8 protein-coding genes are annotated in these 14,302 nt (G+C 66.6%); 7 read left to right on the top strand and 1 reads right to left on the bottom strand.

Going from position 1 to position 14,302, the window contains the following annotated elements; translation table 11 throughout:
* The first annotated feature begins 964 nt into the window (after positions 1-964).
* From ACFXKG_RS38780 to ACFXKG_RS38755, 6 genes are all read left to right on the top strand, one after another.
* The gene (locus tag ACFXKG_RS38780; protein WP_384849550.1) at positions 965-4,072 is read left to right on the top strand and encodes an FG-GAP-like repeat-containing protein; all 3,108 of its coding nucleotides are present in this window, start codon (positions 965-967) and stop codon (positions 4,070-4,072) included.
* Between the two features lie 203 nt (positions 4,073-4,275).
* Positions 4,276-4,875: a hypothetical protein gene (locus tag ACFXKG_RS38775; RefSeq protein ID WP_384849548.1), complete on the top strand. Its 600-nt coding sequence runs from the start codon at positions 4,276-4,278 to the stop codon at positions 4,873-4,875.
* 1,180 nt (positions 4,876-6,055) lie between these two features.
* Positions 6,056-7,138 (top strand): hypothetical protein, encoded by a 1,083-nt coding sequence (locus tag ACFXKG_RS38770; protein WP_384849545.1) that lies wholly within the window; start codon positions 6,056-6,058, stop codon positions 7,136-7,138.
* A gap of 171 nt (positions 7,139-7,309) precedes the next feature.
* Entirely contained in the window at positions 7,310-7,816 is a 507-nt protein-coding gene (locus ACFXKG_RS38765) for a tetratricopeptide repeat protein (RefSeq protein ID WP_384849543.1), read from the top strand.
* A 412-nt stretch (positions 7,817-8,228) separates the two neighbouring features.
* Positions 8,229-9,356 carry a helix-turn-helix domain-containing protein gene (locus ACFXKG_RS38760; protein WP_384849540.1) on the top strand — a complete coding sequence of 376 codons (1,128 nt, stop codon included), beginning with the start codon at positions 8,229-8,231 and terminating at the stop codon, positions 9,354-9,356.
* Between the two features lie 59 nt (positions 9,357-9,415).
* Positions 9,416-12,079 carry a hypothetical protein gene (locus tag ACFXKG_RS38755; protein WP_384849537.1) on the top strand — a complete coding sequence of 888 codons (2,664 nt, stop codon included), beginning with the start codon at positions 9,416-9,418 and terminating at the stop codon, positions 12,077-12,079.
* 228 nt (positions 12,080-12,307) lie between these two features.
* On the opposite strand, the gene ACFXKG_RS38750 is transcribed toward ACFXKG_RS38755, so the two are convergent.
* Positions 12,308-12,712, bottom strand: a complete 405-nt coding sequence (locus ACFXKG_RS38750) for a hypothetical protein (protein ID WP_384849534.1) — start codon at positions 12,710-12,712, stop codon at positions 12,308-12,310.
* Positions 12,713-13,455: 743 nt separating this feature from the next.
* Between ACFXKG_RS38750 and ACFXKG_RS38745 the strand changes: the two genes are divergently transcribed.
* The gene (locus ACFXKG_RS38745) at positions 13,456-14,046 is read left to right on the top strand and encodes a GNAT family N-acetyltransferase (RefSeq protein WP_384849531.1); all 591 of its coding nucleotides are present in this window, start codon (positions 13,456-13,458) and stop codon (positions 14,044-14,046) included.
* Positions 14,047-14,302: the final 256 nt, after the last annotated feature.

Below are 14,302 nucleotides of genomic sequence, written 5' to 3'. Positions count from 1 at the left end.
CTGCTGCAGTGTCAGACGCGATGCCCAGTCACCGCCGATGACCTGCCGGAAGCCGCTGTAGTCGATCTGCACGTCGACCTTCCCCGCAGCGCCCGCCAAAGGCTCGACTGCCACGAGGACTCCGTCGACGCCCAGGGCCTTCGCCGTCTTCTGATCCAGCACCTGCACCTGCGCCTGCTCAGGACGCCCATCGGCGCGCTGCTTGGCATCAGACGGTCTCAGCTGTACGGGCAAGTCGCCGGCACGGCCCTTGCCGACACCGCTGCGCGGCACGGATATCTGTGCGGTGCCCGGCTTCGGCCAGGTCCCCTTCACGTTGTCCTTGGCGTACTGGGTGGTCCGGTCGGGACGGGCGAGCGTGTGCTTGCCGACTGGCGAGGTGGGGACCGGGTCGGGCTTCTTCAGCTTCAGCAGGTCCAGTTCAGCCGCGGCGGCCATCGGAGCGCCCAGCAGTCCCACCACGAGGTAGGCCACGAGCGACAGCGCGACCCAACGGACAGCGCGCGCGGGTCTGTTGACCGCACGCATGGAACGGCGAAACGACTTCGCCCGCAAACTTCGCACCGATTCCCCCCACGGGAAGTTCATAAATGTAAAGACCAAGGAGGGACCTTAGCAGCATGCAATGAAATGGCAAACAGCCCCTCCGGTAAGAAGGTCGGCAGGGTGCGGGTGAGCGGTGGCAGCGGTATCAGATGTGCCCGCAATCGCGAAAGGCCCGAAGCCGGAAAGGATCCCCTTGGGGCTGCTGATGTGATGCCCCTGAGCTGCGCACCCTCACCGTACCAGTACCAGTTAGAACGGAATGTAATCGAAGGATGTGGTGTATTTTGCCTCTTTTATTTTCTTTGCCGTTCTGGTGGATACGGACCCCCGGGGTGGCTCTCTCGGTCCATTTACGACCCGGTTGATCGGGGTTATAGGGTGCGACGGAATGCTGTGTGTAAATGGAAAAGGAAGCGTGATGAGAGTCCACCGGAAGAGACCGAAACGCACCGCAGTGAGTGCCGCCCTTGCTGCAGTACTCGCCCTTTCAATGGCCACTCCGCTCGTAACAGCCCTGCCTGCAAACGCAGTTGAGGCAAAGACGGAAGCGGCAGAGGTCTCGGAAACCACTGCCGAGGCCAAGGCTCTCGCGCAGGCGGCCGAGTCCGGTGAGCCTGTCGAGGTGCTCTCGCAGCGCACCGAGGCATCCCAGGTCTTCGCCAACCCGTCAGGAACCTTCACCGAGGAGCGGTTCGCCACCGCCCAGTGGGCCCGCAAGGGCAACCGGCTGGTGGACATCGACACCAGCCTGCGGCGCGGCCAGGACGGAACGATCACTCCAGCGGCCACCGGCATGGGGCTCCAGTTCTCCAGTGGCGGCGGGGGACCACTGGCCACTATCACCCGCGACGGCCGCAGCCTCTCCCTGTCCTGGCCCACGCCTCTGCCCGAACCGCTGATCTCGGACGACACCGCCACCTACCCGGACGTGCTGCCCGACGTGGACCTGAAGCTGCGCGCCGGCGCCTCGGGCTTCGCTCAGCTCCTGGTCGTCAAGTCCCCTCAGGCCGCGGCCAACCCGGCCTTGAAGACCATCGCATACGGCATGTCCAGCCAGGGCGTTGACGTCACCGCGGACGAGCACGGCAACCTCAGCGCAGTCAACCCGGCCGGCCAGGAACTCTTCACCGCCCCCACACCCCGCATGTGGGACAGCACCACGACCACAACCGACGCCCAGGCATCGCGGATGAGGGCCCGGACCGCCGACGAGCCGGCGGGCCCCCCGCAGGCCACCGACGAGTTCGAACCCGGACACGGCGCCCAGCAAGCAGCCATGCCCGTCGAAGTCAAAGACGGCACACTGGAACTGACGCCCGACACGGAACTGATGACCGGCACCGACACCCGGTACCCGGTCTACATCGACCCCTACGTCGAGGGTTCCCGCTACTCGTGGACCATCGCCTACAAGAAGTACCCCAACAGCGCCTTCTTCAACGGCGCCGGCTGGGGCGGCTCAGGCTCCTCGACCTCCACCGCCCGCGCCGGATACGAGAACGAGACCGACGGCCTGGCCCGCTCCTACTTCCGCATGAACACCAAGAACCTCTGGAGCACCGACAAGCAGGTCCTCAAGTCGACGTTCCGGATCAAGAACACCTGGTCCTGGTCCTGCACCCACCGGCCCGTCGACCTCTGGCGCACCACCGAGATCGACTCCTCGACCACCTGGAACAAGCGCCCCACCCGCAGAGAGAAACTGGACAGCGTTTCCGACGCCAAGGGCTGGGGATCAGGCTGCCCCGCAGGCAACCTGGCCTTCGACGTCACCGCCGGCGCCAAGGACGCGGCCTCCGGCAAGTGGAACACCATCATCCTCGAACTCGCCGCCAACGACGAGTCCGACGTGTACGGGTGGAAGAAGTTCGACGCCAAGTCCGCCGTGCTCTCCACCGAGTACAACACACCACCGAGCGCACCCACCGGCCTCGACACCATCCCCAGCACGAAGAACTCCAAAGGATGCGGAGACACCGCCCCCTACGGTCTCATCGGCAACACCGACATCTTTGTCACCGCCAAGGGCACCGACAAGGACGGCGGCACCGTGAAGATCCAGTTCAACCTCTGGGCCACCGGACACCACCCCAACGACGACCCCAACGGCGTCATGATCGTCAACCAAACCGTGTCCGTCACCTCGGGCACCGTAGCCAAACTGAAGATCACCAAAAGCACCCTCAGCAAGCACCTCGGCACAGCCGGCGGCAACTTCTCCTGGAAAGCCCGGGCGGACGACGGCAAGACCACCTCGGACTGGACCCCCGCCGCGGGCAAACCAGGCTGCCGGTTTGTGTTCGACCCCAACCGCCCCAGCACCCCGCCCGTGATCGCCTCCAGCCAGTTCCCCGACGGCACCGACGGCTGGCCCTCCAACACCGGCTCCGTACGCAGCGAAGGAACCTTCACCCTCTCCAGCGGAGGTGTCGCGGACGTCGCCAAGTACGAGTACTGGAGTGACACCGACCCCACCGTACGCACCGCCACCCCCTCAGCCACAGGAGGAAGCGTCAGCGTCAAACTCACCCCCACCACCTCCGGCTCCAACCACCTCTACGCACGCAGCCTGGACAAGGCCGGCAACAAGTCCGACAGCGCCGACTACCTCTTCTACGCCAACGGCCTCAAGCAGGCCGACACCCCCGGTGACATCAACGGCGACGGCAACCCCGACATGTGGGCCGTCGACCAGGACGGCACCCTCCACCGCTACTACGGCGCCGGAGACGGCACCCTCACCGACAACGCCAAGACCGCCTCCGACTTCAACTGGACCGGAGTGAAGATCACCCACCGAGGCGACTGGACCGGCGACGGATACGAAGACCTCATCGCCCTGCGCCCGGACACCAACACCGGCACCAGCCGCCTGTGGATCCACCCCAACAACGGCTTCGGCTTCGCCTGCACCGACTGCGAGGGCGACACCAACGACCGCCAGGAACTGACCGTCTACGACCCCGCGAACAACCACTGGAGCGACGCCGACGCCATCCTCGCCATCGGCGACGTCGACGGCCCCCTCGACGTCGACAACGACGGCACCCCCGACATCCCCGGCTACCCCGACCTCCTCGTCCGCAACGGCGACCTCCTGTGGCTCTACTACGGAGCACCCGACAACCGCCTCGACACCGACCGCGAACCCGTCCTCATCGGCACGGACGGCTGGAAGAACATGGACCTCTTCGCCCCCGGCGACACCACCGGCAACGGCCGCGTCGACCTCGGCGCCCGCGACCGCACCACCGGCGACATCTTCATCTACCGGGGAAGCGACGACGACGGAGACGGCCTCGCCGACCACAGCACCAAGATCCAGGCCGGCAGCCAGTTCACCGTCGCCGCCAACCCCCTCATCACCTCACCCGGCGACGCCGACCACAGCGGAGCCTTCGACATCTGGTACACCCGCAAAACCGACGGCGCATCCAGCCTGATCGCCTACCTCGACCTCGGAACCGACCGCAAGACAAAGGTCCCCGTCGCAGGCGACTGGACCGGATACCAGACCATCAGCTGACAAACCTCCACCACACGATGCACTCCCGACCAGAGCCCAAAAGCCCACCGGTGAGCAGCTCCTGAAGCTCCGGCCCCGCACACCCGCGCTCCTGTCTCAAGGACCGCTATGTGCGGGGCCGGACCTGCACCAGCTCGTAAGCTGACAGGCTCCCGAGGGGTGATTCGTGAGAGGGTGCGGTTCGCTCTGGGACAGGGGGAAGTGTGGGGCTGGTCTACGGCTATGACATCTATCTGCGTCCTCGGAATGTCGCCAGGGCGTTGGCCAATCTGGCCGAGCTGGCGCCACCGGCCCGTGCCGTAAAGCCACTTGAGATTACCTTGCCCGGCGGTGACCGGCTCGTTCTCCCATTCACGTCCCGTTTCGAGAGCGAGCCGGTCGACTGTTCCACGAGCAGCACGCTCGAACTCGACATGTCCCTCATGTTCGACGTCGATGATGCACTGCGCGAGTACGCGCAGACGAGCGGCGCTGATCCGGAGGCGGACGGGCGCGTCCAGATCGGGTACATCTACGTGACGATCCGGTTCGAGTCCCTTCTGCATCCTGGCTACACGTCGTTGGAGTGCTGGGCGGCGACGTCGGTGATGAGCCGCTTGTTTGCGCGGTCGGCGAACATCAGGAAGGTGTTCACCGGCCTCACCGCCGACAGCGGAGGAGTGTGCTGCCTGTTTGACACCGGCGACGGCGCCCCCGAGCAAGTGTGCTGGCTCAACGGCGAACCCACCCAGGAGACAGTCCCCGGTCCTCGCTTTCCAGATCAGAGAGCCCTTGTGGCGACTTGGTCCGACTCCGAGAAGTGAGCATCGGCACTCCCTCTCCGAGGCCACAAGATCCTGCTACGAGTTCCAAGAAGCCCACTACGAGTTCCAAGAAGCCCAGTAAGCACCTGGTCCGGCCCCCGGAGGCTGTGAGCTCCCCCGGACTGTACTTCGCCTGTTCCCGCGGGCCACTTGCCCAGTGTCCCGGCATTCCCCGAACCGGCGAAGCGGATCAGTGACAGAAGCGGTACCGAAGCAGTGCAGCGACGGATGGACGCCCGCCACCTTTCGTCATTCATCACCACAACACCACCCGAGGTCCCTGCCACAGGTGAGGGATACCGAACCTGCCCCGCGCGGCGGCGAGGCAGATCGACGTCATCGTGTGCGCTGGTTCGGCTCCACCCCAGAGGGCGGGCCGTGGAAACAAGCCCGCGCCGGCTGCGCGCCGTCTACTTGGGGCGCTGCCTGGTGGAGGCGAGCGGGTGATTTTCCCGGACAGACAGGTTTTCCCGGTTCTTGTCAGGCTTCGGGATTGTTTGTTCGGCGAGCGCGGCGATCAGCCGACCAGTCGTCGTGGGCGGGTAGTGCCACGGGGCGGGGACAGCAGCCAGGTGTTTGATGAGGCGGCCGAGCCGGCTGTGGGCATGCGTTCTCCGGTCCGGCTTGAGGCGGGTGAGCCCTGGCATGGAGGAGTTCGGGCGGCTCCGGTCTCTTGTCCGGAGCAGCCGTCGTAACGAGATCGTCTCGGTCACCGCCCTCACGGCCTGTTCGGGATAGGGGGCGGTGACGGGTCACTTTCGGGGCGCGGTGGCTTGGCCGCCGTGGTGTACGGCTTCCGGCTGCCGCGCCTTCCTGAAAATGAGCAGTCCTTCGAGGCTGACCTGTGCATCGCTCAGTTTGGAGAGCGGGCACCACTGAATACTGCTGAAGGGCAAGTCGGTGGGGCGTGCCGGCCGAGCCGGTGTGGCCTGCGGGTTTCCGGGTTCTGCGCACTATGCGCGTTGACTGTTCAGGGTTGCGCAGCCGTTGGTGGTAGCGGTCGAGTCGGTGGCACCGGTGCAGGCCGCAGGGGCGAATACCTCACCCTGATCCGCCCCGAAAGCCACCCGGGCCCGCGCCACCCACTGCGAGCCCAGGGACACGGCACGCTCTGCCGAAAGACGGAGCGGAGCGCGCGGCGCTGTACCGCTCGGTCCTCGCCGACCGCCGGGTCCTGGTGGTGCTGGACAACGCCCGCGACGCCACCCACGTACGGCCGCTGCTGCCCGGCACACCCGGCTGCGCTGTCCTGGTCACCAGCCGCACACGGATGACAGAACTGGACGGCGCGCGGCTGACCGACCTTGGCGCTATGACGCAGGCGGAAGCACTGTCCCTCTTCCGCTGCGTCATCGGCCCGGCACGTGCCGACGCAGAGCCCGCCGCCTGCCGTGAGGCCGTCGCGGCCTGCGGTTTTCTTCCCCTGGCCATCCGGATCGCTGCGGCGAGACTGGCTGCCCGACCGGCCTGGGACGTGGCGTCCCTGGCCGTTCGGCTCGCCGACGAGCGGCGCCGCCTGGACGAGCTACGGACCGGGGACCTGGCCGTCGAAGCAACCTTCACTCTCGGATACGGCCAGTTGAGCCCGACCCGGGCCAGAGCGTTCCGCCTGCTCGCGGTCGTCGAGGCGCCCGACATCCCGCTTGCGTCGGCCGTCGCCGTCATCGGCGACGGTTCCGACGATCCGGTGCGCGACGAGCGCGCCACCGAAGCACTCCTGGAATCCTTGGTCGACCTCGGCCTGCTGGAGTCGGCCGCGCCGTCCCGCTGGCACTACCACGACCTGCTGCAGCTCTACGCCCGCCGCCGCGCGGATCTGGAAGAGCCCGTCGGTGAGCGAAGCGCGGCCCTCGCCCGGCTGCTCGACTCCCAGCTCGCCACGACCGCCCGCGTCTACGCGCTGCACAACCCCGGCGACCGGCTGCTGGAACACCTGACACCCACCATCCGCACCGCACCGGCGTTCGACGACGGCGCCCACGCGCTGCGCTGGCTCCACCAGGAAGGCCCCGGCCTGCTCGCGTCCGTTCAGCAGGCGGCGGCAGAACCGGAACTCCTGCGGCACGCGACCGATGTGCTGCTCACAGCACAGGATCTGATGGAAACCGGCGCGCTCACGGACCCGTACGGACAGGCGGCCCACGCACTTGCCGAAAACGCCCATACAGCCCGCGACACCCGGACAGAGGGCCGGGCCCGGCTCCTCCTCGGCCAGACCCACCACCTCACCGGCCGCCTGGAATCGGCGGAAAACGAGGCATAACGGGCACTCGATCTCGGCCGGACCGCCGAGGACCCCCTCACCCACAGCTACGCCGAAAACCTGCTGGGCAACCTCGCCACCGCACGCCAACAGTACGAACGGGCGGCCACCCATTACCGGCGTGCCCTGGACGCCTTCCGCGCGGACGGCAACCAGTACGGCGAGACGGCCATGCTGATGAACGTGGGGCGGGCGGACCTCGAACTCGGCCGGACCGAACAGGCGATCACCGCCAGCGAGCAGGCGGTCAGCTCCTGGCAGCGGCTGGGCGCCACACTGCGGCTCGCCAACGGTCACTACGCGCTCGCTCTGACCCTGCACCGGGCCGGCCGGCACGATCAGGCACTCGACCAGTTATGCGAGGCGCTGGCGGGATTCGAGGTGACCAGACAGCCCTTCTGGCAGGGGATGACCCGGTACCGGATGGCCCAGGCGGAACTGGCAGTGCAGCGGCCCCGCCAAGCCGCAGGTCACGCGGAGGAGGCGCTGGCGCTGCTGAGCGGGCTCGGCGGGGCCGGACGGCGCGTCCACGCTCTGATCCTGCTGGGTGAGGCACTGCAGCAACTCGGCCAGGCCGAGCGGGCCCGCACATGCTGGCAACAGGCGCTGCCGCTCCTCGCGGGAACGCAGCCGTCCGAGGCGGCGAGGCTGCGTGCGCTACTGACGGCCGGATCCTGACAACAGTTCGGTCCCGGAGCAGCCGGTCGCCGGAGGCCGACGCGCCGCGGAGGCGCGCCGACCGACGCAAGGTGCGGCGGCCGTCACCGGCCGCCGCACAGACGTTCCGTCACCGCTCAGCGATCCCCCTCGGCGGCGGCCAGTTGTCATCATCGGCGACCGACGCCGACAGCTGGATCCCGTCCGCAGGGCCAGCCCATTTCGTAATGACGGTGTCGTACACAGCGTGCATGGCGGTTCCTCCCCGTGCTGAACACGTGATGTGATCGGGTACCGGTCAACAGCCGAGCCATTTCGGCCCGAACACCATCGAGTTCAGCCGCCGCCGCATTGAATGACAGCCCTGATCTGCCAGGCTGAACAATGACCACGCCGCTGGTCGGGCGAGGCGACCTGGGGGAGGGCGAGCACCATGGCAGGGCGGCGCGAGAATCCGGTCGATCCGGCGGCGGGTCCGGCGCAGTACCTCGCACACGAACTGCGCGCGCTGCGGGAAAGCGCCGGCAGCCCCACCTACCGCGCGATGGCCCTGCGGACCGGCTTCGGTGCGAGCACCCTCTCCCAAGCCGCTGCGGGAGAACGGCTACCGACGCTTCCCGTGCTCCTTGCATACGTGGAGGCGTGTGACGGCGACCGTGAGGACTGGCAGGAACGCTGGCGCCGGGTCACCGAGGAAGAGGCAGGAGAACTGCGGCCCGACGACACGACTGCAGCGCCCTACCGCGGTCTGGCCCGATTCGAAACGCAGGACGAAAGGCTGTTCTTCGGACGCGACCAGCTCACCGACGACCTGGTGCACCAGACCCGCCGCTCCAGGCTGACCGCGATCGTCGGCCCGTCCGGAAGCGGAAAGTCCTCACTGCTGCGAGCAGGCCTGATCCCCCGGCTGCGCAGAACGAGCGACAGCGCTGACACGCAGGCCAGCGCACGTCCCGGAACAGAACCCGGCGCTCCCCTTATTACGGCACCCGCCAGCACGCGCCACAACTCGCCGGAAGCGCCCCCTGCCGCTCTCCGCGTGCTGACTCCCGGCAGCCACCCGCTGCGCACTCACGGTCCACGGCTCACGCCGGCGGACACCGACCCCGCCGGTGGCGATACCTGGCTGATCGTGGACCAGTTTGAAGAGCTCTACACGCTCTGCCGCAACACCAACGAACGCATCGCCTTCATCGACCGGCTGCTGGCCGCGCGGGAGCCCGACAGCCGACTGCGTGTGGTGATCGCCGTACGGGCGGACTTCTTCGGCCGGCTCGCCGAGCACCCGGGCCTCGCAGAAGCGCTCCGGGACGCCACCCTGCTGGCCGCCCCGATGAGCACCGGCGAACTGCGGCAGGCGATCGTCAAACCAGCCCAGGAAGCTGGACTGATCGTTGAGAGGGAGCTGACCACCCGGCTGCTCAGCGAGGTGGAAGGGGAGCCCGGCGGACTGCCGCTGATGTCTCACGCTTTGCTGGAGACCTGGCGGCGTCGGCGCAGCCGCGCACTGACTGTCGCAGCGTACGAGGCGGCCGGCGGCCTGCATGGTGCCGTCGCGTAGACCGCCGAGAACCTCTACACCGAACTGACCCGGTCCCAGACCTGGGCGCCCGCCGGATATTGCTGCGCCTGATCACGCCCGGAGAGGGAACGGCCGACACCAGACGCCCGGCCGACCGCGAGGAACTGCTCTCCTGCGGGCCCCCCTCGGTCATGGAACCGACGCTGGAGCGGCTGGCGCGGGCCCGGTTGATCACTCTGGACGGCACGAGCGCCGACCTGGCCCACGAGGCGCTGATCACGGCATGGCCCAGACTGCGGGGCTGGATCGACGAGGACCGGCAGCGGCTGCGCGTCCAGCGCCAGTTGACCGAGGCCGCTTCGACCTGGGAGCGATTGGGCCACGACGACGGCGCCCTCTACCGCGGCGTCCGGTTGGCCGAGGCCGACGACATCCTGGCACAGGATCAGCATGAACTCACCCCCACCGAGCATGCCTTCCTCACCGCGAGTGGTGCGGAACAGGCCGAGGGACACCGCCGGTTCAGACACATCCTCATCGGGATCAGCACCGCGCTGTGCCTGGCCCTGATCGCGGCAGGAGTGGCCGTATGGCAGTGGCGCACCGCAGAAGACCAACAAGAGGTCGCCGACTACCGCGCACTGGTGGCCGAGGCGGGAAACCTGCGTACGGACCAGCCCCGGCTGGCGCTACGGCTAGGGCTGGCCGCGCACCAACTGCGTCCCTCGGTGGAGACCCGTCGGGCCGTCGCGGACACCATGCTGCAGAGTTCGATCCAGGGGGTGACCACCTTGGCGCCCGGCACGGACGCGCACGGCTCTGCCCTCAGCCACAACGGCCGCATACTGGCCGTGCGCGCCCCGGGAACTTCGGGCGTGAGCCTCTGGGACATCGCTGCGCCCACGCGGCGCACGGCCCTCGCGCGGCTGCCCGGCTGTCCCACGCCGGACGGAGACATCGTGTTCAGCGGAGACGACCGGACCCTGATCGCTTCCTGCGGCAGCGACCGGCTCGTTCTCTACGACGTCAGTGAACCCCGGCAGCCCCGGCGCCTGACCACGCTACGGACCGCGAGCAGCCGGCAGGCAGAAAATACGGAGAGCGGGAACCTCGCGTTGAACCACGACGGCTCGGTGGCGGCGACCGTGACACGCGGGACCGTGGAGTTGTGGACCGTGTCCGCCCGCGGCACCACCAAGGCATCATCGGACGCCTGGCGGTTCGTCGGAGCCACCGCTGTCGACTTCCTCCAGGACAACCGGACAGCCGTCGTCTGGTCGCAGGAAGCAGCCGACGGCGAGGCGACGGAGAAGAAAAAACCGGAGGACAAGGCGACCCTGTGGGACATCAGCGCCCCTCTGACCCCTAAAAGGATGACCGAGCCGGTGTCGGCCGACAGACCATTGGCACTCAGCGCGCCCAGCGGCTTGCTTGCCATCAGCCGCAATGGGGTTCTGAGAACGCTGGACCTCAACAAACCGGGCGAACGACGCTCCTTCTCCGTAGGCGCCATCGGCCATCGGCAGGACATCACCGCACTCGCCTTCAGCCCCGACGGCAAGAAACTGGCAACCGGCAGCTACGACGGAACGGTCGTGCTGTGGGACGCCACCGACCCCGCCGCTCCGAAGCAAACCCGAACCCTGAAGGGGAACGAAGCCCCCATCACCGATCTCGCGTTCGCCCCGGACGGCGTGAGTCTCGTCGCCGTGGACAGCCAACAGACTGTAGTCCGCTGGTCGACCAGCGGCCGTAACTCCGTGGAACCCGTCACCACCCTCCGTGACCGGAAGGACTTCAGAACTCTGTCCTACGCCCCCGACGGCAGGACCCTGGTAACGGGCGGGACCGACGGAGACATTGTGCTGCGCGACATCTCCGACCCCGTGCACCCGAGGACGATTGCCACGGTAAAAGGACATGACGACCTCGTTGTGGGAATGGCGATCAGCCCCGATGGCAAGATCCTCGCCAGTTCCGACCGCACCGGCCTCATCCAGCTCTGGGACATCACCGATCGCCGTCGGCCACGGAAAGCTGGTTCCCTCCAAGAGAGTGAACTCGGACCGTCTTCCATTGATTTCGCACCCCACGGTGCGGTCCTGACAGTTTTCACCGTCAACGAGACCGATCTGTACGACGTCAGCACGCTGGATCCACAACGCCTGGGAACCACCAAGGATCACCTGTTGTTCGACTCCACCGGCAGGACCGCCGTGGCTGGCTCGGATGTCAAGGACGCCCGCACCCTCAAACACCTCTGTACCCTGCCGCGGCGGATCGTGAATCACTCAGACATCAGCCCGGACGGTCGAGTGCTCGTCGCAACCAATCCCCTCGATAACATCCTCATGCTGGCAGACATCAGCCGACCTAACCAACCACGAGGCCTGGGAGAAATGCCCAGCATCGAAGACGGCAGCCTCCTCACCATAAAGACAAGGTTCCACCCCGGCGGTGACCTGCTGGCACGGCTCGACGCGAACAGCGTGGCCACCCTGTACGACACAGGCGACCCTAGCCACCCCCGGACTCTCGGGACCCTGGCTTATCTCGTCACGGACCTGGCATTCAGCCCGGACGGCCGCTACGTGGCGACTGCCACCATCGACGGAACGGCCATCCTGTGGGACCTTGGCGCACTCCCGGCGATCAGCGCGGACCCGGTCACCGCGGCCTGCGCAGCGGCACACGGCGGTTTCACCCGTGACGAATGGGAAAAATACATTCCCAGCAAACCCTTCCGAAACTCCTGCGGCTGACATCGGTGAGGCGCGTTCACGGCCGGCCAGCGCAGTCGCTTGGGTGCCGTCAGCCTCCATAGCCTGGAGTTGTTGGAAGGGCTGGCTGGACGTTATCCTCGACGCTCGGCTTACGGCGCCAAGCTGCGCTGGAGCGTGCCGAAGCTGATCGCCGAGGCTAAAAGGGCTCAAGGAGCTGGTGGAACTCGTCCAGGTGGGGGGTCTTTCATTGAGCCGGGTGTTCGATGCTCAGTTCTGTGTGCGGAGAGACATGAAGTAATCGTCGATCTCGATGATTTCTTCATCGGTCAGGAAGGGTGTGCGCCATTCCGTCTTTGTGCCGTGTTCCATGAATTCGGCAGGAAGGAGTGTGCCGTAGGTCTCCACGTACTCGGCGGTATCGCGGCGCCAGTAGTAGGTGCCGTCGCTGTGAAGTGCGGATCCACCCATTACGGAGAATTCCTGACCTACGACGTCCTCTGTGTATCCCATGAGGGCGATGATCACAGGTGCCGTTCTCAAATATTCCGCTACGTGTGTGCGTTCGTCTACGGGCACCTGGCCGGAGAGCTTTTTGATCTCCTCCACGTTGCGGCTGAAACGGGACTGTCCGGAGAGGGTGCCGAACAACCCGAGGGGGATGACTTGGCGCATGCGATGTCCTCCCGGTCGGGCTCCTGGCGAATTGGATGTGATCACATTAGCGCATGAGGGCGCGCGCGGGGCCAGGTCGCCGGGCGCACCCTCGGACTGCTTCAGGGCTAAATCCTGTCTCCTTGAACGGCTATGGGTGCCGTTCCTGGCGATAGGCGGGGTGCTCGGCGTATGACTCGGCAAGGACCCAAAGGCCGGGGAGGGGTATAGAGAGACCGTGAAGGGGGATAAGTTTTCATCAAGGAATGACGGTGTGTCAATCAGGGTGAGAGGGCGATAGTGATGGGCCTCGTCGATCGACTTGACGATGTTGAAACTCGCGATGATTTGGTCAGGTTCCTGGGGGAGGTTATTGTGGATCTCTCGGAGGGAGGGCCGAGTTGGGTAAATACGTCGCTCGAAGAATTCCTGGAGGCCCTGGCTGGCTGGTTGCAAGACACGCCAGGAGTATTCGCTAATCGAGGTGAGCCAGTGCCGGACCAGCCTGACTGGAAACTGGTGGCGCGCATGATCATGGCGGCCAGGACGTACGAGTGACTTGATGCGTCGAGGCTTCCCTGGGGTGTCCTGAAGAGCGCCATATGCGCGAGATGTGGGCAACCCGGATATGGAAACTCAACCACTCAATACCAGCACTCTGTTACTGATCGTTTCAGGACGAAGCGCTTGGCCAGAAGTGTCGGCTCTTGCGGCTCGCATAGGCTGGCCGGTCTTATCCGACGCACCGCGACAAGGATCGGCCCGTGCACAACAGCACCAGGATTCGCCTGATCGAGCCCGCTGACGCCGCCCCGATAGCCGCGCATCGGGTGCGGGACTTCGAGGCTTTCCGGCTGTGGGAACCGGCCCAGCCGGCTGACTTCTTCACACCGGAGGGCCAGGCGGAGCGGATCGACAGACTGCTGGCCGGATACCTGGCCGGCACGGTCTGGCCCGGCGTGGTGCTCGCTGACGACCAGGTGATCGGGCAGGTCACCGTCGGAGGCATCCTGCCGCAGCCGCACCTGCGCCGCGGCACCGTCGGATACTGGATCGCCAGCATCGCCCAGAATCAAGGGCACGCCGGGCACGCCGTCGGGCTTGCACTCCGGGTGATGACGGACGAACTCGGGTTGCACCGCGCCGAGGCATCCACCAATCTGGAGAATCTGCCGTCGCAGCGGGTGCTGCGCCGCAACGGGTTCAGCCCGTACGGCGTCGCGCACTCCTCGATCTTCCTCGACGGGAGCTGGCGGGACGGGCTGTTGTGGGAGCGGATCCTGGGCAACTGGCTGATCGTTGTGGAGATCAGTTATATGAGCTGGCGATCAGCCGAGCCCCAGCCCCAGACGTAGCATCCCGCACCCGGCTCACCGGTCGGGCCGTCAGGTGTTTCACCGTGCGGCGCGCACCCACTCGCGTGGGCGATGACCAGGGCGTGCCAGCGGTCGCGGGTCTCCTGTTCTGTGTCGAGCCAGCGGGCCGGTGAGGGGGCGAGGGGGGGTGTGAATTTAACGGCCCTGTCTCACATTCGGTGGTGACGGAGGGTGTCGCTATCCGAGGAGGATGCGGTGGCGGAGGAGGGTGAAGCCTGCTCGTCCGTGCATCTGG

The sequence above is a fragment of the Streptomyces sp. NPDC059255 genome, assembly GCF_042752355.1.
Classification (GTDB): domain Bacteria; phylum Actinomycetota; class Actinomycetes; order Streptomycetales; family Streptomycetaceae; genus Streptomyces.
This window is presented reverse-complemented; position numbering and strand designations above follow the sequence as displayed.

Excerpts from the sequence above, each read along its gene's own strand:
- ACFXKG_RS38780 (WP_384849550.1), top strand. The coding sequence starts at position 965 with ATGAGAGTCCACCGGAAGAGACCGAAACGCACCGCAGTGAGTGCCGCC.
- ACFXKG_RS38765 (WP_384849543.1), top strand. The coding sequence starts at position 7,310 with ATGCTGATGAACGTGGGGCGGGCGGACCTCGAACTCGGCCGGACCGAA.
- ACFXKG_RS38760 (WP_384849540.1), top strand. The coding sequence starts at position 8,229 with ATGGCAGGGCGGCGCGAGAATCCGGTCGATCCGGCGGCGGGTCCGGCG.
- ACFXKG_RS38750 (WP_384849534.1), bottom strand. The coding sequence starts at position 12,712 with ATGCGCCAAGTCATCCCCCTCGGGTTGTTCGGCACCCTCTCCGGACAG.